This window comes from Micromonospora sp. MGP-C2, from assembly GCF_057766525.1.
On the sequence record NZ_JBYMEN010000002.1, the window covers coordinates 7,043,774 to 7,061,345 of the forward strand.

Sequence of the window (17,572 nt, forward strand, 5' to 3'; positions counted from 1 at the left end):
GAGGACCGTCATGCCCAGACCCGCCCTGCGCGCCCGCCTCGCGGCGCTCACCACCGCCGTCCTGACAGCGAGCGTCCTGACGGCCATCCCGCCGTCACCGGCGCTCGCCGCCACCTTCACCCCCGACGACTACTGCCTCGGCCAGTGCGCGGACATCCTGCCCCCCGGGCAGAACGGCAACGCCACGCTGGCCGCCATCCTGGCCCACCAGGCGCTCGGCACCCGCCCGGCGCACTCCAGCGACCAACTCGACGAGTACGCGAACCTGGTCTACAACTACGCCGGGCTGACCGACGAGCAGATCGCCCACTTCTACAACGACGCCTCGTTCGGCGTCCCCGCCGGGCAAGTCGAGAGCACCGTCTCACCGCGCGCGGACGTCACCATCGTGCGGGACAAGGCCACCGGCGTCCCGCACGTCACCGGCACCACCCGCGCCGGCACCATGTTCGGCGCCGGCTACGCCGGAGCACAGGACCGGCTCTGGGTGATGGACCTGCTGCGGCACGCCGGTCGCGGCACACTCACCTCGTTCGCCGGCGGCGCGCCGGGCAACCGTGAGCTGGAGCAGAGCATCTGGGCCAACTCGCCCTACTCGGAGACGGACCTCCAGGCACAGGTGGACGCGCTGCGCTTCAAGGGCGCCCGCGGCCAGCAGCTCTACACCGACGTGGTCGACTACATCGCCGGCATCAACGCCTACATCGACAAGTCGATCGCCGACGACAACTACCCCGGCGAGTACGTGCTGACCGGTGCCGGCAAGCCGACGCACTTCACCATGACCGACCTGATCGCCACCGCCGGTGTGGTCGGCGGGCTCTTCGGCGGAGGCGGTGGCAGCGAGGTCCAGTCCGCGCTGGTCCGGGTGGCCGCCCGGGCCAGGTACGGCGCCACCGAGGGCGACCGGGTCTGGCAGGCGTTCCGTTCGCAGAACGACCCGGAGACGGTGCTGACGCTGCACGACGGGCAGAGCTTCCCGTACGGCGCGACACCGCCCCGCGCGACCAGCGCGGTGCTCCCCGACGCCGGCACGGTCGTCGCCGAGCCCCTCGCCTACGACCCCAGCGGCGGGGCCGCCGCCCGCGCCGGTGCCAGCACCGCCACCGACGGGCTGCTCGGCGGCCTGTCCAACCTGCGCGCGCACGGCATGTCCAACGCGGTGGTGGTCTCCGGTCGGCACACCACCACCGGCAACCCGGTAGCCGTGTTCGGCCCGCAGACCGGCTACTTCGCCCCGCAGCTGCTCATGCTCCAGGAACTCCAGGGGCCCGGGATCAGCGCGCGCGGCGCCGCGTTCGCCGGACTGAACCTCTACGTGCTGCTCGGTCGTGGTCAGGACTACGCCTGGAGCGCCACCTCCGCCTCCCAGGACCTGACCGACACGTACGCCGTGCCGCTGTGCACCACCGACGGCAGCGCCCCGACACTGCGCTCCAACCGCTACCTCTACCGGGGCCAGTGCCTGGCGATGGAGGCACTGGAGCGGCGCAACTCCTGGTCGCCGACGCTCGCCGACTCCACCCCGGCCGGCTCGTACACGCTGCGCGCACTGCGCACGAAGTACGGGCTGGTGTCCTACCGGGGCCTGGTCGACGGGCAGCCGACCGCGTTCACCAAGCTGCGCTCCACCTACCGGCACGAGGCCGACTCGGCGATCGGCTTCCAGGCGTACAACGACCCGGCGGCGATGGGCAGCGCGGCGGCGTTCCAGGCGTCCGCCACGAACGTCGGGTACGCGTTCAACTGGTTCTACGTCAACTCGACCGAGGCGGCGTACTTCAACTCCGGCTCGAACCCGGTGCGGCCCTCCACCGCCGACCCGAACCTGCCCACGAAGGCCGAACCGGCCTACGAGTGGGTGGGCTGGAACCCGGACACCAACGACGCGACCTACACCCCGGCGTCGGCCCACCCCCAGTCGGTCGACCAGGACTACTACGTGAGCTGGAACAACAAGCAGGCGCGGGACTTCGGTGCGGCCGACGGCAACTTCAGCTACGGCGCGGTGCACAGGGCTCAACTGCTGGACGGTCCGGTGCGCGCCGCCATCGCCCAACGCAAGCTCGGCCGCGCCGACGTCGCGAAGATCACCGCAGACGCGGCGGTGACCGATCTGCGCGGCCAGCAGGTCCTCGGCGAGCTGCTGCGGGTGCTCGACAGCACGCCGGTCACCGATCCGGCGCTGACCGCCGCGGTGAGCAAACTGCGGGCCTGGCAGCAGGCCGGCACCCGCCGGGTGGAGACGGCACCCGGCTCCAAGGTCTACCAGCACGCCGAGGCCATCCGGATCTTCGACGCGTGGTGGCCGCTCCTGGCCGCAGCCCAGTTCCGCCCCGGTCTCGGGCCCGACCTGTACGCCGCCCTGGTCGACGCGATCGAGGTGAACGAGGCGCCGTCCGGTGGCCAGAATGGCGGCCGTGACGGCACCGTGAGCTGGGCGCCGCAGGGGCAGGCGCACAAGGGCTCGTCGTTCCAGTACGGCTGGTGGGGCTACGTCGACAAGGACCTGCGCACCGTGCTCGGCGACCCCGTCGCCGGCGGGCCGGGGCGCGCGTACTGCGGCAACGGCAACCTCGGCGCGTGCCGGCAGGCCCTGCTCGACGCGCTCGGCCAGGCCGCCGCGGTGCCCGCCGCCACGGTCTACCCGGGTGACGCCTCCTGCGGAGCCGGCGACCAGTGGTGCGCCGACTCCATCGCCCAGTCCGGGCTGGGCGGCATCACCCAGCCGCTGATCGCCTGGCAGAACCGCCCCACCTACCAGCAGGTCGTCTCGTTCCCGGCGCGACGCGGCGACAACCTCACGAACCTGGCGCAGGGCCGTCCGGCCACCGCGTCGAGCACCCAGTTCCTGACCGGCAACACCCCCAACAAGGCGGTCGACGGCAGCCTCGGCAGCCGGTGGTCCAGCAGCTACAACGACAACCAGTGGCTCCGGGTGGACCTCGGCTCGACGCGGACCGTCAGTCGGGCGGTGCTGCGCTGGGAGGCCGCGTACGGCAGCGAGTACCGGATCGAGGTCTCCAGCGACGGCACCTCCTGGCAACCGGTGTTCAGCACCACTTCCGGCAACGGCGGCGTCGACAACGCCACCTTCGCCCCGGTCAATGCCCGTTACGTGCGGGTGTACGGAGTCAAGCGGGCCACCTCGTACGGGTTCTCGCTCTACGAATTCGAGCTCTACGGACGGTGACCACAGCCGGAGGGGCCGGCGGAAACCACCCGCCGGCCCTTTCGGGGCGTGCGCAGCGCCATGGAGTGCGACCGTGTCCGACCACCACCTCGATCACCTCACCTACGAGGATGCCGACAAGTCGATCGCCGACATCGGCACCTGCTCCACCTGACGAAAGAGCAGCCTCCGGACGGGCGCGGTTAGAAGTCTCCCGAGGTCCGCGCGTACACCCTATTTCTGCTCGGCTCATTCGTCGGGAGCTGTCGCCCGCGGCGGCGTGGAGGGCCAGCAGTCGGTAGTAGTCGAAACGGGGCTTGCCGGGGGTGATCACGACGAGGAAGTCGGCATCCTGGCCGTCGGCGGGGGCGAAGGCGTGCGGAATGTTCGGCGGGACGAAGAGCGCGTCTCCCTTGTGCAGAGTGTGCACGTCGATGCAGGTGTGGCGGCGCGCACCGTCGGTGCCGTGCTTGAGCAGGGTGCGGTTGCTGGTCAGGGCGGAGGAGCTGTTCCAGTGCGACCAGATCCTCAGCAAGGGGCCGGGCGAGCACGCGGGCGTCGACTATCGACGGTCCTGGGCGTTCACCCAGGCCATGCGAGGTGCCGACCTGGCGTGACGGCGGGAACTGGCCGGAAGGACCGTGGCTGACGTCCGGGCCAACCGCGTGGCGGCGGCGAACATCACCGCGAAGCCGGTGGCCAACTCGCCGCCGTTGATCGAGCCGGCCAGGCTGGCGGCGGCCACCTTGGCCACCACGAAGAACGAACCGATCACGGCATCCCGGCCGGAGCCCCAGCGGAACAGCGCGGAGACCAGGAGGACCAGGAAGCTCGCCGTGAACATCTGACAGGCATCGCCGGGCCGCACGAATGGGCCGACCGTCGTGAGGCCGAACGCTATCGCCACCATCGCGAGCGGCTTCGTAAGCCGCGAAGGAGCGTCGGCAGCAGCGCGAGCGCGACGACGACGCAGCCCACCCGCCACGGCAGATCGGGCCGGAGTATTCCTTCCAACATGATCGCCGGCGCGATGACTGCGATCAACGCCCAGTCGCGCCACACATGGGACCGAACGTGTGGGACGCGCGGCTCGCCAACACAGTGCGTCACCTGACGATTGGTGCACCGGGCGGCGCGCTGGCGGAAACCTCCGGCGATCAGATCGCGACACGTAGACATCTTTCAAAACCATCGATGATCCGCTATATTCTGCGCATCGTTGATCTCTTCGGTTTCCCTTGAGAGGTGCACATGTTCGACGACTTGGCGCTGCGGCGGCGTACCCTCCTGGCGGCCCTCGCTGGTGCTGCGGCCGTCCCCATTCTCGGAAGCCCCGCGCGGGCCGCGTCGCCCAAGGTCTACATCGACCCCGGCCACGGCGGCACCGACTCTGGGGCGGTCGGCAACGGGTTGCAGGAGAAGGCCCTGACGCTCGACATCTCCCTGCAACTGCGCAGTATTCTGCTGGCCAACTGGAACGTCGACGTCCGCATGTCCCGAACGACCGACATCACTCGCAGCCTGGCCTACCGCACCGATGACGCCAATGCCTGGGGCGCTGACCTCTTCGTCAGTGTGCACATCAACTCCGGGGGCGGCACCGGCTTCGAGAGCTACCGGTACCTGACGGCGGACGCCGCCACCACCAACCTGCACAACGCGTTGCATCCGAGAGTGATCGCCGGTATGCGGTCGGTCGGTTCAGTCACCGACCGAGGGCTGAAGAGCGCCAACTTCCACGTGCTGCGCGAGACGACCATGCCGGCGGTGCTCACCGAGAACCTCTTCATCGACACCGTGGCGGACGTGAACCTGCTCAAACGGGCCGACTTCATCACTGCCACCGCCCGCGCGCACGCCCAGGGCATCGCCAGCTATCTGGGACTGGGCAGTACCACCCCGCCCACCTTCAGCGTCATCGTGGACAACGCCACCGCAGGACGGTTCACGGCGAGCGCCAACTGGGGGAGCTCGGCCTACTCCAGCCAGCGCTACGGCGCTGACTACCGCTTCGCCAGCCCCACCCCCGCCAGCGACGCCGCCTGGTTCAAGGTCGACATCCCGGCGGCCGGGAACTATCGGATCGAGGTACGGCACCCGGCCGACCCGGGTTACAACAGCACCACCCCGCACGTCATCGTCACCGCCTCCGGCAACCAGACACTCAACGTGGACCAGCGCTCCAACGGTGGCGTCTGGCGTTCGCTCGGCACCTTTGCGCTCGCTGCCGGTGACCGCAACCTGGTTGCGGTGAGTCGGTGGACCAGCGCAGCCGGCTACGTCGTGGCCGACGCCGTCCGGGTTGCCCGAGTCTGAGGCGTGTTTCGTAAGTCAGGCCGGCAGCGTCGAGGTCACGGCGTGGCAGTGATCGATGACAGAAGATGTCTCCGGTATTTGTTCTGCGACCAAGCAGGAACTTCGCACTCGAGTCGATATCCCCGCGTCTGAGCGCCGCCCGTGCGGGAGGCTCGTCGCCGTGGGGCAGTTGATCAATGTGCGGGACGGGTCCGTCTGGGCCGAAGACACCGGGGGCGGCCTGCCGCCGGTCGTGCTCCTGCACCCAGGGCGAGGGCGATTCTCGCATCTGGGACCCCGTCTGGGAGCCACTCGCCGGGCAGCACCGGCTGATCCGGTACGAGGTGCGGGGCTTCGGCCGCTCCGCGCCGCCGTCCGGGCCATTCTCCCGGTTGGACGATCTGCGTCGGGTGCTTGACCGGCTCGGCTGCGGGCCGGCATTGTTCGTCGGTTGCAGCATGGGCGGCGGCACCGCGCTCGACCTCGCCCTCGCCGAGCCGGATCGAGTTCGCGGGATGGTGCTGGCGTGCCCCGGCATTTCCGGTGCCCCGCCCGCCCACGATCCCGACGACGAGCCGGACAGCGTCGACCCAGATCGATGATTGACGATAGGGGGTCGGGGCGCGCACCACGACCGATGCTCGCCGACCCAGGCTCAGCCGTCGCCGGGGCGGACCAGCCCGCTCTCGTACGCGATGACCACGAGCTGGGCGCGGTCGCGGGCGTTCAGCTTGTGCAGCAGGCGACTCACGTACGTGCGGGCGGTGTCCGGGCTGATATGCAGGGCCGCCCCGATCTCCACATTCGACCGTCCGGTGCCGACCTGTGCCAGGACGTCGCGTTCCCGCCCGGTGAGCCCGGTCAGCCGGGCTGGATCCGCGACGGGGGAGCGGGCCGCCGCAGCGATCACCCGCCGGGTCACCGCCGGTGACAGCAGAGCGTCCCCGCCGGCCACCACACGGACAGCGTCCCGCAGGGCGTCGGGCGGGGTGTCCTTGAGCAGGAAGCCGGCGGCGCCGGCGCGGATGGCCTCGAAGAGGTACTCGTCGTCGTCGAAGGTGGTCAGCATGACCACCCGAACGTCGGCCAGCGTCGGGTCGGTGAAGATGCGGCGCGTTGCCTCGATGCCATCGCCACCAGGCATCCGGACATCCATCAGGACGACGTCGGGCCGCTGGTCGCGGGCGACTGCCACGGCGGCCCGGCCATCGCCGGCCTCGCCGACCACTGTGATGTCCGAGGCGCGTTCCAGCAACGCGCGCAGGCCGGTGCGCACCAGGTGCTGGTCGTCGACGAGGACGACGCGTACGTCGCTCATGCGGCGATCCCGGCCAGCGGTAGGTGGACCGAGACCCGGAAACCGCCGGCAGCGGCCTCGCCGGCATCGAGGGTGCCGCCGAGCAGGGCAACCCGCTCCGACATGCCGCGCAGCCCCTGACCCGTCTCACCTGCCGCGCCGCCTGCAGATCCCCGACCATCGTCGACGACCTCCACCGACAACCCGGACGGGGTCGCCCGGATCGTCACCGTGGCGCGGGTGGCGTGGGCGTGGCGCAGCACGTTGGTCAGTGCCTCCTGCACGATCCGGTAGACGGTGCTGCCGACCACCGTGGGCAGGGCGTCGACCGGGCCGTCGAGACGCAGCTCGACCGGCAGCCCGCCTCGGCGGACGCCCTCGACGAGCGTACGCAGCTGGGTGAAACCGGGGGCCGGCTCGCGCGGCCCGGGCTCTCGACGCAGGGTGCCCAACGTGGCGCGCAGTTCGGCCATGGCGCTGCCGCTCACCGAGTGGATCGCGGCCAGGGCGGCCTCGGCCTGCCCGGGCTCGGCATCGGCAAGTGCCTCCCGCGCCACAGCCGACTGGAGGGTGATCACCGAGATGGTGTGTCCGAGCGTGTCGTGCACCTCCCGGGCGATGCGCAGCCGCTCGGCCTCGACCTGCCGGGCGGCCTCCCGGCGGCGTTCCTCGGCCGCGAAGGCGGCCTGCCGGGCCAGCGCGGCCCGAAGCGAACGCCGGTTGCGGACGGCGTCACCCAGGGCGATGACGGCGAGCATCAGGGCTGCCTCGGAGCCCAGACCGGCACCGATCACGACAGAGATGTCGTCTCCCTCGACGAGCCGGCCGGCCACCGAGACGATCAGCAGACTCCCGCCGACGGCGGCGGCCGGGACCACCCGGCCACGCTGCGCGGCCACGTAGAGGATGGCGGCGGCCGGGGCGGCCACGCCGACCGGTGGCAGCTCCAGCGCGTAGTAGCCGAGGATGCCGGCGGCCGTCGCCAGCAGCGCGGGGACCGTCCAACGCCGGGCCGCCAGCAGCAGTACGGCCAGTCCGACCCCGAATCCGCCGGCCAACGCCGCCTGGGAGGTTGACGCGCCCTCGGTCACGACCGCCGCCGTGACCAGGCCCAGGATGGCCACGGCGAGCAGCGCCTCGGTTCGGGTGGGTGAGGTGGCCTGCACGTTCGTGAGCCTAAGTCGGTGCGGGCCCGCGCCGCTGCCGTCCGCAGGCATCATCCCCGCCCCGGCCCGTACGTCGAGAAGCGATGCCAGCTCGCGCGTCTGCGCGGCAGACGGTCCCGGGTTGGCGACCTAGCGTCGACGGCGACCGCACAGATCGTCCCCACCGGGGCTGGAAAACCAAGGAGAAGTGCTGCTGTGTCCCGTATCAAGCTTACCTGGATCGTGCTCATCGTGCTCGTCTGGGCGGCGATGATGTCCTTTGGAGGGGTCGCGGCCGAGACCGTGATGCTCTACCCGAACATCTTCGGGGATGCCCCCGCCTCGCTGGACCGGGCCCGTGAGTTCCTGGTCGCCGGCGGCCCGAGCGACTACTTCCCGCCGCTGGGCGCCTCGGTCGTCCTGACGAGCCTCGCCGCGACCGCCCTCACGTGGCGCAATCGGCGACTGCGGTGGTACGTCGCCGCCGCCGCGGTGGTCTTCATCGCCTGCGAGTTCCTGTTCTCGGTGGTGTTCTTCTGGCCGCGCAACGAGATCATGTTCGTGGACCCGGTCGGCACGCACTCCCCGGAGTATCTGCGCCAGGTCGCCGAGGAGTTCGTCGCCGGCCACTGGGTACGCCTCGCCGGCGGAGCGGTGACGTCCGCGCTGGCATTCACCGCCCTGCTGCGCTTCGCCCGGGAGACCGCGCCGGTACGGGTCGAGCGATGAGCGCCGGACGTCGTACTCTCGGGTCTCCTGGCCGGCCCTGGTCGGTCAGAGCATCTCGGTGCGGTACTCGGGTGCCAGATCGGTTGCGCGTTGCCGGCGCTCCGCCATCTCGTCGTCGGTGAGCTGCGGCGGCGGTGCGTCCTTGCCGGCGACCTCGTCGCCGACGCGGAGGAAGTATTCGTCCTGGCCTGCGGGGGTGCAGACGCACAGCATGCGGGCGGGTGCGCCGGAGGTGTTGCGGAAATTGTGCGGCGCGTTGGCCGGGATGTTCACTGTGGAACCGGCTCGGACGAGGTGCTTCTCACCGCGGAAGGTGAACTCGATCTCGCCTTCGAGAATGGTGAACATTTCCTCGAAGTCGTGCCGGTGTGGCGGCGGTCCTCCGCCGTCGGGGATGCGCATGTCGATGAGGCAGTACTGACCGTTGGTCTGCTTGCCGGTGATCAGCATGGCGTAGGTGCCACCGGCGAGAGAGATGTAGGTGGTTGCGGGGTCGTCGGGGTTGGCCACGGTCAGGGTTCGGCTCGGATCGTCGTCCGGGATGGCCGGGGTGGCGCGCTGGCGGTCGGTCATGCCGCTGTCCTTCCTGCCGTGGTTCTTCCGAGTAGGCGCGCAGCCGTCGACCGAGGTGATCCTTGGTCTCCGGGCTGCGCGGCCCTGCCCGAATCCTAGAATCACCGTCACCTCTGAGGTGAGCGGACAGCGACGGCCGCGCCGAATTCCGACGGGCGAGAGGATGTTGGCAGCGGTGTTACCGCTGAAGATGGAGCCCGGCGGCGATGCGGTCCACCGCCTGCTTCGCCTCGACCAGGCTCGCGCCGGTCTGCTGGCGGTACACGCGTACAGCCCGGATCACCCGGCCGCTCTCCAGGTGCCGGACCACTTCCGACTCCACGGGCGCGACGATGCCGAGGTGATCCATAACCAGGTCGAGCTTGCGCTGCACGGCCGCGAGCTGGGTGGCCGAGCTGCGCTTGTCCTGGAACCAGGCACCGACCGCTGCCCCGACCGACCCGATCGTGGCGATGACGAGCAATGTTGCTTCCCACGGACCCATCAGCACATCTAATCAGCGGTGCGCAACCGGGACACTGCGCGCCCCTGGCGGCACAGCGGCCACGCGCCGCCCGGGACAGGACCCCGGGCGGCGCGTGGCCGACATGGCAGACGATGCGCGATGCGGCACTAGTTGCGCGTGCTCCACTGCTGGTTGGCGCCGCCGTGGCAGGCCCAGAGGTGTAGTTGCGTCCCATTGGTCGTGCCGGAACCGACGGCGTCGAGGCAGAGCCCTGACTGGACGCCGGTGATGGTGCCGTTGGAGTTCACGTTCCACTGCTGGTTTGGTTGGCCGTTGCAGTCCCAGATGAGGACAGCGGTGCCGTTGCTGCTGCCTGCCCCGCTGGCATCCAGGCACTTGTTGCCGTAGACGGTCAGGGTGCGGTTGGCGGTATGGGTCCAGCGCTGGTTGGTGCCACCGTGACAGTCCCAGAGTTGCGGGCGGGCGCCGTTGCTGGTGCTGGAGTTGGGGATGTCGATGCACCGGCCGGACTGGCTACCCGCGATCAGCACGTTCTGCTGGCCCGGCGGCGGGGTCGATGGTGGCGGAGTGGTGGGCGGCACGGTGGAGCCGAACTGGGTGAAGAACCGCCACACCTCCTGCTTGACCCAGCTCCGCGCGCCGCTCTCACAGCCGGCGCACCCGTCCACCGGACCTTGCTGGTGGCCGCCGTCGAACGCGGCCCAGACCACCGGGTATCCGGCCTGGCAGGAGTAGGCGGTGGTGATGTGGGTCCGGCTGCCCGCCGCTGGTTCGGGTGGGTTCTGCGCGGCACAACCGTTGTTGCGGACGAACCTGTCGCGCAGCGACCGCCCGCTCGGGATGTTGTCGTTGATGCCGTGAATCCCCAGGTACGCCACTGGCTGGGTGCCACCGCTGCATCCGCTGATCGCCCCCGGGGCCGCGATTGCCGCGACCGCCCGGAACACCGTTGGTCGGGAACACGCCAACGAATAGCTCATCGCGCCGCCGTAGCTGAACCCGACCGAGAAACGTTGCGTGGTGTCGACGCAGAGAGCGTTCTCGATGACGCGGATCATGTCGTCGGTGAAGGTCACGTCCTCGCCGTTGGAGTTGCCCCAGCCGTTGTTGAGGCCCTGCGGGGCGACGAAGATGGTGCTGTTGTTCGCCTGGGAGAGCATGCCGTAGTAGGCCCAGGCGGCCCCGTCGGTTCCACCCGACGCGACCTGGTTGGCTGTGCCGCCAAGCCAGTGGAACCCGAAGGCCAGCCGGTGGGCATAGGTGTTGTCGTAGCTGTCGGGCAGCCGAAGGATGAAGCTGCGGCTCTTCCCGCTGCTCTGGATGGTGTGGGTGCCGCTGTTCAGTCCGGGCGCCTTGCCGCAGCCGGCAGTCGTGGCTGCGGCCGCTGGTGTGACGGTCGTGACGACGTACGCTCCGACGGCGATCAGGACCATGACGGCCAGGGCTGCCCCCAGCCAGGGGGCGGAGAGTTTGCGAAATGGCACAGCTGAGCCTCCTTGTGCGTGCCTGAACGTCCATTGGGTCGGTGCCGGGTTGCGCGGCGGGTTCAGCTCCGGCTCCATCGTTGGTTGGCAGCGCCGGTGCAGTCCCAGATCTGGATGCGCGTGCCGTTGGCCGTCCCGTTGCCGACCGTGTCCAGGCACCGGCCCGAACCAACTCCGGTGATCGAGCCGTCGCTGTTGAGCCGCCACCGCTGGTTGGACTGGCCGTTGCAGTCCCAGATGATCACAGAGCTGCCGTTCGCGGTGCCCGCGCCGCTGACGTCGAGACACTTGCCGCCGAAGACGCGCAGCTCGCCGGCGGCGGTCGAGGTCCAGCTCTGGTTGCTCTGGCCGTGGCAGTCCCAGATGATCGCCGCCGTGCCGTTGGCCTGCGAGGCACCGTTGACGTCCAGGCACCGTCCGGAGGACGTGCTGCGCAGGGCAGACGTGGCGCTCGGTGGCGGGGTGGTCGGATCCGGTGTGGGGTCGGTGCTACCGAACTGAGTGAAGAACCTCCACACCTCGCCCTTGGTCCAGGTCCTGGCTCCGCTGTCCCCGCCGCCGTCCACCGGGCCGGGGGTGTGCCCACCGTCGAAGGCGGCCCACACCACCGGATAGCCGGACCGGCACCCGGAGTAGGTGGTGGTGATGTGGGTCAGGCTGCCCGCCCTCGGCTCGGGCGGGTTCTGTGCGGTGCACCCGTTGTTCCGCACGAACGTGTCACGCAGGGACCGCCCGGCGGAGACGTTGAGCACCGGGTCGCCGATGCCATGGATTCCCATGTACGCGATCGGTTGGGTGCCGCCGCCGCACCCGCTGAGCTGCCCGCCGGAGTAGACCGCGACAGCGCGGAAGACACCTGCCCGGGAACAGGCCAGCGAATAGCTCATGCCTCCGCCGTAGCTGAAGCCGAGTGCGAAGAGCTGCGTGGTGTCGACGCAGAGGTCTGCCTCGATCACCCTGATCATGTCGTCGACGAAGGTGACGTCCTGGCCCCCGGGGTTGGCCCAGCCGTTGCCGTTGCCCTGGGGGGCGACGAAAATGGTGCTGTTGTTCGCCTGCTGCCGCAGCCCGTAATAGGACCAGGCCGCCCCGTCCGACCCACCGCCGTCGATGTCGTTGGCGGTGCCGCCGTTCCAGTGGAATCCGAAGATCAACCGGTAGGGGTGGCTCCTGTCGTAGTTGTCAGGAATCCTCAGGATGAAACTACGGTTCTGACCGCCGCTCTGGATGGACCGTTGGCCGCTGGTCAACGTGGGCGCCTTGCCGCACCCGGCGGTCGCTGCGGCGGCTGCGACGTTCGCGGCGGACGCAGTGGTGCTCAAGCCACCGGCCAGCGCCGCCGCGCCCACGGCCACGACGACTGTCGCCGTCGCAAGAAAACCAAGGATGGGTCTGCGTCTTGTCATGATGGGGCTCCTGCCACTCGGCACGAAATGGTTGGACGAGGTCCGCGGCGCCCGGCCGGCTCATGGACACAGGTCCCTGCCACTGGTCCCGCCGCCCACGCGGGATCAGTCGGTCATCGAATCGATGTGGCCCACACCGTGCGCGCCCGAACACCACGTGACCGATCGTCTGCGGGTGCCGCAGCACCTGGCCCGACGTCGAATCGATTCGCTCCGACGCTAGATTGCACAGTGAAAGATGTCAATGCCATGTCTGGCAGGTTGCGGCCTGATCAGGTGCTCGTGAGGTCGGCCGCGCCGAAGGAGACCGCGAACCGCTTGCACCAGATGGAGACGCTGCGGAAGTCGCGCGGATCGACCGAGGCTGGTAGCTCGTACACCTGGTTGCCCTTGTTGCCTTTGAGCTTTGCCAGCTCGACCCATTCGCCGTCGTCGAACACCCGCCAGCCGGCCGTGCCCCGGGTGACCGGTTGGTCGGTCAGCCACACCCGCAGGTCCGGCCCGTTCGACGTCTTCAGGTCCTTCACGACGAGCTGGTGGCGCCCGTTGGCGAGCCGGACGATCTCGGCGCTGCCGGTCGTCTCGTGCTCATGGGTGACGAACTCGCCCGCGGCCAGGATCTCGTTGACCGCAGGGGTGGTGGCCGATGCCGTGGGGGACTTGGGCGTGGACATCGGCATCGTGGCGGCCGGTGTCACCCCGGCGGGAGGAAGCGCTTCGTCGACGTACGTGTCGGTGAACAGCTTCCACGGCTGGAACCAGTAGGCGGCCAGAACCGCCACGACGACAACGGTGGCGAGACCAGCCCACGCCACCGGCGACCGGAAGATCGATGCCCTCATTCCCGGAGCGTACGACCGCCGTGACCGTCGGACTGGCCGCGAACCCTTTCGGATCTCTTACGATGCTTCGCGGTTGAGGGTGCAGTCGTCGTCTGAACGCGCCCAGGAGTAGGTCATCTGTCGGGGGATCCCGCGAGGGCGGGGCCGAGGAGGAGTCCACCGTCGATGACGTACTCCGAACCGGTGATGAACGAGGCGTCCGATGACGTGAGGAACAGGAGAAGCCGGGTGACGTCGGTCGGTTCCCCAAGCCGGGGGATGGCGAACGGCTCGGGTGAGTAGAAGTCGGCGATTGCCATGGTGGCGCCAGCTGCTGGTTCCTGGATGAAGGGGGTCGCGATCACGCCGGGGTGGATGGTGTTCACACGGATGTGGTCGCGGCCGAGCTCGAGCGCCGCCGTTCGAGTGAGGCCACGCACGGCCCACTTGCTGGCGACGTACGGCGCGTAGTGCGCCGTGCCGCCCAAGCCCATGGTGGAGGCGATGTTGACGATGGTTCCCCCTGCCGCGCGGCGCAGAGCGGGGGCGGCGACCTTGATGCCGAGGAAGGTCCCTGTGAGGTTGATGTCGAGGATGCGCGACCACGTGGCCTGGTCCGTGTTCTCGATCGGCGCCGGCGGGTTCTGGACGCCCGCGTTGTTGACGAGCACGTTCAGGGCACCGAAGGTGCTTTCGGCGGCCTGCACAGCGGCGGACCACGAGCTTTCGTCGGTGACGTCGAGGCGGGTGAAGCGAGCACGGGTCCCGAGTTCGTCGGCGAGAGCGGCGCCGCGTTCGGCGTCGATGTCGCCGATCACCACGTTCGCTCCCTCCACGTGAAAGGCCCGTACGTGGCTGGAGCCCTGGCCGCCGGTCCCACCGGTCACGAGCACGGTCTGGTTGTCGAAGCGGTTCATCGGATGTTCCTTCGGTGCAGGGGTGACCGACCGGGAGCGCCGGCCGATGGTGAGTCGAGCGACTCACCACTGCCATGACACTAGGTGGGTGGCAGTGGTGAGTCAAGCCGCTCACCTCGTATGCTCGGTCCATGAGCAGGGTCGTGACGACGTATCACCAGCGTGTAGCCCAGGAGAAACGCGCGCTGATCGTGACGGCCGCGACGGCACTGTTCCTCGAGTTGGGCTACGACCGGACGTCGCTGGCGCAGATCGCAGAGCGCTCGGGCGTTTCGCGGGCCACCTTGTTCAAGCAGTTTCCGAGCAAGGCTGCCCTGTTCGACGCCATCGTCACCGAGTCCTGGGCAACAGCTGACGAAGAGGAGCCTCCGCCGGCGGGCAACCTCGTCGACGGGCTCAGGACCATCGGTCGCCGCTACGCCGAGCTGTTGAGCCAGCCCCGGATGACCGACCTGTTCCGAATCGTCATCGCCGAGCTGCCGCGATTCCCCGAACTGGCCCACGCGCAGTTCTCGCACGGGAAGATGCCCTACTTCGAGTCCGTACGCGGCTACCTCCTGGCCGAGCACGAGGCGGGAACGGCGCGGGTCGAGGACGTGGAGCTCGCAGCCACCCAGTTCCTGGGCATGATCTCCAACTACGTCTTCTGGCCGACACTCCTCGTGCCGGGCTGGGAGGTGAGCGCCGAACGCGTCGCTCAAGTGGTCGACGAGGCCGTCCGCACCATCGCCGCCCGGTACGCCGCGACTGGACCAGCAACGTCCACCACCGACTGACCCCGCCACCCGCAGGCGCAGGCGCGCGACCACACCCTCGTCTGTGAAGAGCCCGACTACCGCGTGATTATCAGCTGCCCGAGTTCCTGGGTGCATCGGGTGAGCGCGACGTAGAGCCCGTTCCAGCCGCGCGGTTCGGCGGCGATGCCCTGAGGGTCGATCAGTAGCGTCGCGTCCCATTCCAGTCCCTTGGACTGGGTCGCGGTGAGCACTGGCACATCATTCAGCACGGCCCGGAGTTCGGCGACGCGGTCGGCGGGGGCGATGACGCCGACCATGCCGCCCTGCCATCGTTGCTGGAGCTGTCGCACTGCCTGGGCGGCGGCGCCGGCAAGCTCGGCGGGGGTGATCGTGAGCTCCCAGGGGGCGATGCCGGAGGATCGCACCGCCCGTGGCGGCGCGTTGTGGCTGCCAGCCTTCTTCAAGACCGGTCCGGTGAGGTCCATGACCTCACGCGGGGTCCGGTAGCAGATGGTCAGTTCCGCAGCGGTCCAGCGGTCTCCGAAAGCAGCCTGCACCGCCTGCGCCCAACTGGTGTGCCGGTGCGCCGCCTCGGCCTGGTCGATGTCGCCCACGGCCGTGATGGAGCGACTGGGGCAGCGCCGCAGGACCATCTGCCACTGCATCTCGGACAGCTCCTGCGCCTCGTCGACGACGACGTGGCCGTACACCCAGCCGCGCTGCCGGCGAGCGTGGTCGGCGACGAACTCGCCCTGTGGTTGCGGGGCGTCGACGTCGCCGAGCAGGTCGGCGAGGGCGTCGAGCAGGGGAATGTCGCTCGATGCCCATGGGGCCGGCTCGGCCGCGACGGCGGTGAGCTCCTCCGGCGACAGTTGCGGGGCGATCCGGGCCAGCAGGGCGCGGTCGCTCAGGAGGTCACCCAGCAGGGTTTCGGCGTCGAGGGTGGGCCACAATGCCTCGACGAACCGGGCGATGGTGGCGTTCTCGGCGATACGGGTATGCAGGTGTTCGATCTCTTCCTCGGAGAGCAGCCCGTCGACGTCGCTGCCCGTGGACGTCCGGGCGGGACGGTGGTCATGTTCCATCCCCTTGTCGACGCGGGCGAGGATGTCCTCGAAGCCCTCCTCCATCTCGTTCATCAACGTCTCGCGCTGCTCGGCGACGGCGTCGGCGAGGAGGTGGTGCAACTGCTCGGCGAACGCCGCGCGGGCCCGGTGGTAGGGGCGTCCCTGCACCGCCGAGGCGAGCGCCTGCGCCACCGTTGCGGCGTCGATGACGTAGAAATCGCCCTCCCAGCGCAGCTTCAGCTCACGGGGTCGGGGGAGCAGCGACGCGACGTAGCTCTCGAGCGCGGGCTGCCAGAGGGCGCGGCCCTTGATCTCGGCGAGAAGCCGGCTCTCGTCGCGGCCCACGCGGATGTCCGCCAGCAGGGTGTCGCAGGTCGCCGAGACGACGGCGGTCTCACCGAGGGCGGGTAGCACCTGGCCGATGTACTGGAGGAAACGCGGCGAGGGGCCGAGGACCAGGACCGCCTGCTCGGCCATCTTCCGGTAGGTGAACAGCAGGTAGGCGACGCGGTGCAGCGCAACCACGGTCTTGCCGGTGCCGGGACCGCCCTGAACGACCAGCGGGCCGGCCGCCCTGGCCCGGACGATGTCGTCCTGTTCGCGTTGCAGCGTGGAGATCGCCGTCGACATGACACCGGTGCGCCGCTGGTCGAGGGCGGCCAGGAGGGCGCCCTCACCGACGAGTTCGGCCGTCATGCTCCCGTCCAACGGCTCGTCGTCCACCCCGACGACCGTCGACCCGTTCGTGCGTACGTGACGCCGTCGTGCCTGACCCTGGGGGTCGACGGCCGTCGCGGTGTAGAACGGCCGGGCTGCGGGAGCGCGCCAATCCACCAGCAGTGGCTCACTGTCCTCGACGTCGTCGCGGAGACCGACGCGGCCCACGTGTCGCACGGTGCCATCGAGGCCGTCGAGGCGACCGAAGACCAGCCCCTCCCGAGCTCGCTGCAGCTCTTCGTACTGCTGGCGGAGCATGCGCTGCCGGGCATGTTCCAACGCGTCCAGGGCCTCCGACGAGAGCTCGACCTCCAGGTGCTCGGTCAGCCTGTCGCGCCGGGCCGTGGCCATGTCGAGGAACGCCTGTTCCTCGGCGATGGCAGATTGGCGTGCGCCGCCCTCCGGGGTGGAGGTCGGCTGTTCACCGCCCGGTGTTACTCCGCTGGCATCGGCAGTGCCGTTGTTCAGGGCAGAATTCCGGCGCATTCGCAAATCCTCGGATGGGTGTTCCCCTCGGCCCCGGATGAGCCGCAGTGCATTCCGCCGGCAAGCATAGGGAGCGTTTCTCTCGTCGGCCAGGAACTCCGCCGACCGAGATGGGAGTCTCAACGCCTTGCAGTTCCGGGTCGCTTGTGGCCTCACTCGATCGTGATTTTCTTATTGACAGCTTCGGCAATATCTGATCTGCGGCTGCATTTCCACCAGCCACACGTCGTCCACGATGTAAAGCCCCGACGACAGCATCA

16 protein-coding genes are annotated in these 17,572 nt (G+C 69.5%); 6 read left to right on the forward strand and 10 right to left on the reverse strand.

Annotation, left to right across the window (positions count from 1 at the left end; genetic code table 11):
- Nucleotides 1-10: 10 nt before the first annotated feature.
- Complete coding sequence (locus AC3CF1_RS32265; RefSeq protein WP_488451976.1) at nucleotides 11-3,193, forward strand: penicillin acylase family protein; 3,183 nt, start codon at nucleotides 11-13, stop codon at nucleotides 3,191-3,193.
- 541 nt (nucleotides 3,194-3,734) lie between these two features.
- Here the strand turns inward: AC3CF1_RS32265 and AC3CF1_RS32270 are convergent.
- Entirely contained in the window at nucleotides 3,735-4,016 is a 282-nt protein-coding gene (locus tag AC3CF1_RS32270) for a hypothetical protein (RefSeq protein WP_210927481.1), read from the reverse strand.
- A 230-nt stretch (nucleotides 4,017-4,246) separates the two neighbouring features.
- Between AC3CF1_RS32270 and AC3CF1_RS32275 the strand changes: the two genes are divergently transcribed.
- The 3 genes from AC3CF1_RS32275 (at nucleotide 4,247) to AC3CF1_RS32285 (ending at nucleotide 6,069) form a co-directional block, all read left to right on the forward strand.
- Nucleotides 4,247-4,414 carry a hypothetical protein gene (locus AC3CF1_RS32275; protein ID WP_488451977.1) on the forward strand — a complete coding sequence of 56 codons (168 nt, stop codon included), beginning with the start codon at nucleotides 4,247-4,249 and terminating at the stop codon, nucleotides 4,412-4,414.
- Nucleotides 4,415-4,423: 9 nt separating this feature from the next.
- Nucleotides 4,424-5,488, forward strand: coding sequence for a golvesin C-terminal-like domain-containing protein (locus AC3CF1_RS32280; RefSeq protein ID WP_488451978.1), 1,065 nt, complete (start codon nucleotides 4,424-4,426; stop codon nucleotides 5,486-5,488).
- A gap of 176 nt (nucleotides 5,489-5,664) precedes the next feature.
- Nucleotides 5,665-6,069 (forward strand): alpha/beta fold hydrolase, encoded by a 405-nt coding sequence (locus tag AC3CF1_RS32285; protein ID WP_488451979.1) that lies wholly within the window; start codon nucleotides 5,665-5,667, stop codon nucleotides 6,067-6,069.
- Nucleotides 6,070-6,122: 53 nt separating this feature from the next.
- Here the strand turns inward: AC3CF1_RS32285 and AC3CF1_RS32290 are convergent, their stop codons facing one another.
- Nucleotides 6,123-6,785, reverse strand: a complete 663-nt coding sequence (locus AC3CF1_RS32290; protein WP_488451980.1) for a response regulator transcription factor — start codon at nucleotides 6,783-6,785, stop codon at nucleotides 6,123-6,125.
- On the reverse strand, nucleotides 6,782-7,930 hold the full coding sequence (locus tag AC3CF1_RS32295) for a sensor histidine kinase (protein ID WP_488451981.1): 1,149 nt from the start codon (nucleotides 7,928-7,930) through the stop codon (nucleotides 6,782-6,784). Before AC3CF1_RS32295 ends, AC3CF1_RS32290 begins: the two co-directional genes overlap by 4 nt.
- A 195-nt stretch (nucleotides 7,931-8,125) precedes the next feature.
- Here AC3CF1_RS32295 and AC3CF1_RS32300 point away from each other — a divergent pair, with 195 nt between their 5' ends.
- A complete protein-coding gene (locus AC3CF1_RS32300) occupies nucleotides 8,126-8,638 on the forward strand; it encodes a DUF1772 domain-containing protein (protein ID WP_343059623.1) in 513 nt (170 codons plus the stop codon).
- Nucleotides 8,639-8,683: 45 nt separating this feature from the next.
- Here the strand turns inward: AC3CF1_RS32300 and AC3CF1_RS32305 are convergent, their stop codons facing one another.
- The 6 genes from AC3CF1_RS32305 to AC3CF1_RS32330 all read right to left on the reverse strand — a co-directional run bounded on the left by AC3CF1_RS32305 (nucleotide 8,684) and on the right by AC3CF1_RS32330 (nucleotide 14,305).
- On the reverse strand, nucleotides 8,684-9,211 hold the full coding sequence (locus AC3CF1_RS32305; RefSeq protein WP_327643827.1) for a cupin domain-containing protein: 528 nt from the start codon (nucleotides 9,209-9,211) through the stop codon (nucleotides 8,684-8,686).
- A gap of 178 nt (nucleotides 9,212-9,389) precedes the next feature.
- Entirely contained in the window at nucleotides 9,390-9,695 is a 306-nt protein-coding gene (locus tag AC3CF1_RS32310) for a hypothetical protein (protein WP_488451982.1), read from the reverse strand.
- A 128-nt stretch (nucleotides 9,696-9,823) separates the two neighbouring features.
- Nucleotides 9,824-11,161: a ricin-type beta-trefoil lectin domain protein gene (locus AC3CF1_RS32315; protein WP_488451983.1), complete on the reverse strand. Its 1,338-nt coding sequence runs from the start codon at nucleotides 11,159-11,161 to the stop codon at nucleotides 9,824-9,826.
- A gap of 62 nt (nucleotides 11,162-11,223) precedes the next feature.
- Nucleotides 11,224-12,567, reverse strand: a complete 1,344-nt coding sequence (locus AC3CF1_RS32320; RefSeq protein WP_488451984.1) for an RICIN domain-containing protein — start codon at nucleotides 12,565-12,567, stop codon at nucleotides 11,224-11,226.
- Between the two features lie 272 nt (nucleotides 12,568-12,839).
- Nucleotides 12,840-13,409, reverse strand: a complete 570-nt coding sequence (locus tag AC3CF1_RS32325; protein ID WP_488451985.1) for a DM13 domain-containing protein — start codon at nucleotides 13,407-13,409, stop codon at nucleotides 12,840-12,842.
- Nucleotides 13,410-13,522: 113 nt separating this feature from the next.
- Nucleotides 13,523-14,305, reverse strand: coding sequence for a glucose 1-dehydrogenase (locus tag AC3CF1_RS32330; RefSeq protein WP_354982750.1), 783 nt, complete (start codon nucleotides 14,303-14,305; stop codon nucleotides 13,523-13,525).
- Between the two features lie 131 nt (nucleotides 14,306-14,436).
- Here AC3CF1_RS32330 and AC3CF1_RS32335 point away from each other — a divergent pair, with 131 nt between their 5' ends.
- Nucleotides 14,437-15,081, forward strand: coding sequence for a TetR/AcrR family transcriptional regulator (locus AC3CF1_RS32335; RefSeq protein WP_354982751.1), 645 nt, complete (start codon nucleotides 14,437-14,439; stop codon nucleotides 15,079-15,081).
- A 56-nt stretch (nucleotides 15,082-15,137) separates the two neighbouring features.
- Here the strand turns inward: AC3CF1_RS32335 and AC3CF1_RS32340 are convergent, their stop codons facing one another.
- The gene (locus AC3CF1_RS32340) at nucleotides 15,138-17,312 is read right to left on the reverse strand and encodes a HelD family protein (protein WP_488451986.1); all 2,175 of its coding nucleotides are present in this window, start codon (nucleotides 17,310-17,312) and stop codon (nucleotides 15,138-15,140) included.
- Between the last annotated feature and the right edge of the window lie 260 nt (nucleotides 17,313-17,572).

Coding starts and splice junctions, on each gene's coding strand:
- AC3CF1_RS32310 (WP_488451982.1), bottom strand. CDS start 9,695: ATGGGTCCGTGGGAAGCAACATTGCTCGTCATCGCCACGATCGGGTCG.
- AC3CF1_RS32305 (WP_327643827.1), bottom strand. CDS start 9,211: ATGACCGACCGCCAGCGCGCCACCCCGGCCATCCCGGACGACGATCCG.
- AC3CF1_RS32265 (WP_488451976.1), top strand. CDS start 11: ATGCCCAGACCCGCCCTGCGCGCCCGCCTCGCGGCGCTCACCACCGCC.
- AC3CF1_RS32285 (WP_488451979.1), top strand. CDS start 5,665: ATGTGCGGGACGGGTCCGTCTGGGCCGAAGACACCGGGGGCGGCCTGC.
- AC3CF1_RS32330 (WP_354982750.1), bottom strand. CDS start 14,305: ATGAACCGCTTCGACAACCAGACCGTGCTCGTGACCGGTGGGACCGGC.
- AC3CF1_RS32325 (WP_488451985.1), bottom strand. CDS start 13,409: ATGAGGGCATCGATCTTCCGGTCGCCGGTGGCGTGGGCTGGTCTCGCC.
- AC3CF1_RS32280 (WP_488451978.1), top strand. CDS start 4,424: ATGTTCGACGACTTGGCGCTGCGGCGGCGTACCCTCCTGGCGGCCCTC.
- AC3CF1_RS32290 (WP_488451980.1), bottom strand. CDS start 6,785: ATGAGCGACGTACGCGTCGTCCTCGTCGACGACCAGCACCTGGTGCGC.
- AC3CF1_RS32340 (WP_488451986.1), bottom strand. CDS start 17,312: ATGCGCCGGAATTCTGCCCTGAACAACGGCACTGCCGATGCCAGCGGA.
- AC3CF1_RS32335 (WP_354982751.1), top strand. CDS start 14,437: ATGAGCAGGGTCGTGACGACGTATCACCAGCGTGTAGCCCAGGAGAAA.
- AC3CF1_RS32320 (WP_488451984.1), bottom strand. CDS start 12,567: ATGACAAGACGCAGACCCATCCTTGGTTTTCTTGCGACGGCGACAGTC.
- AC3CF1_RS32270 (WP_210927481.1), bottom strand. CDS start 4,016: ATGTTCACGGCGAGCTTCCTGGTCCTCCTGGTCTCCGCGCTGTTCCGC.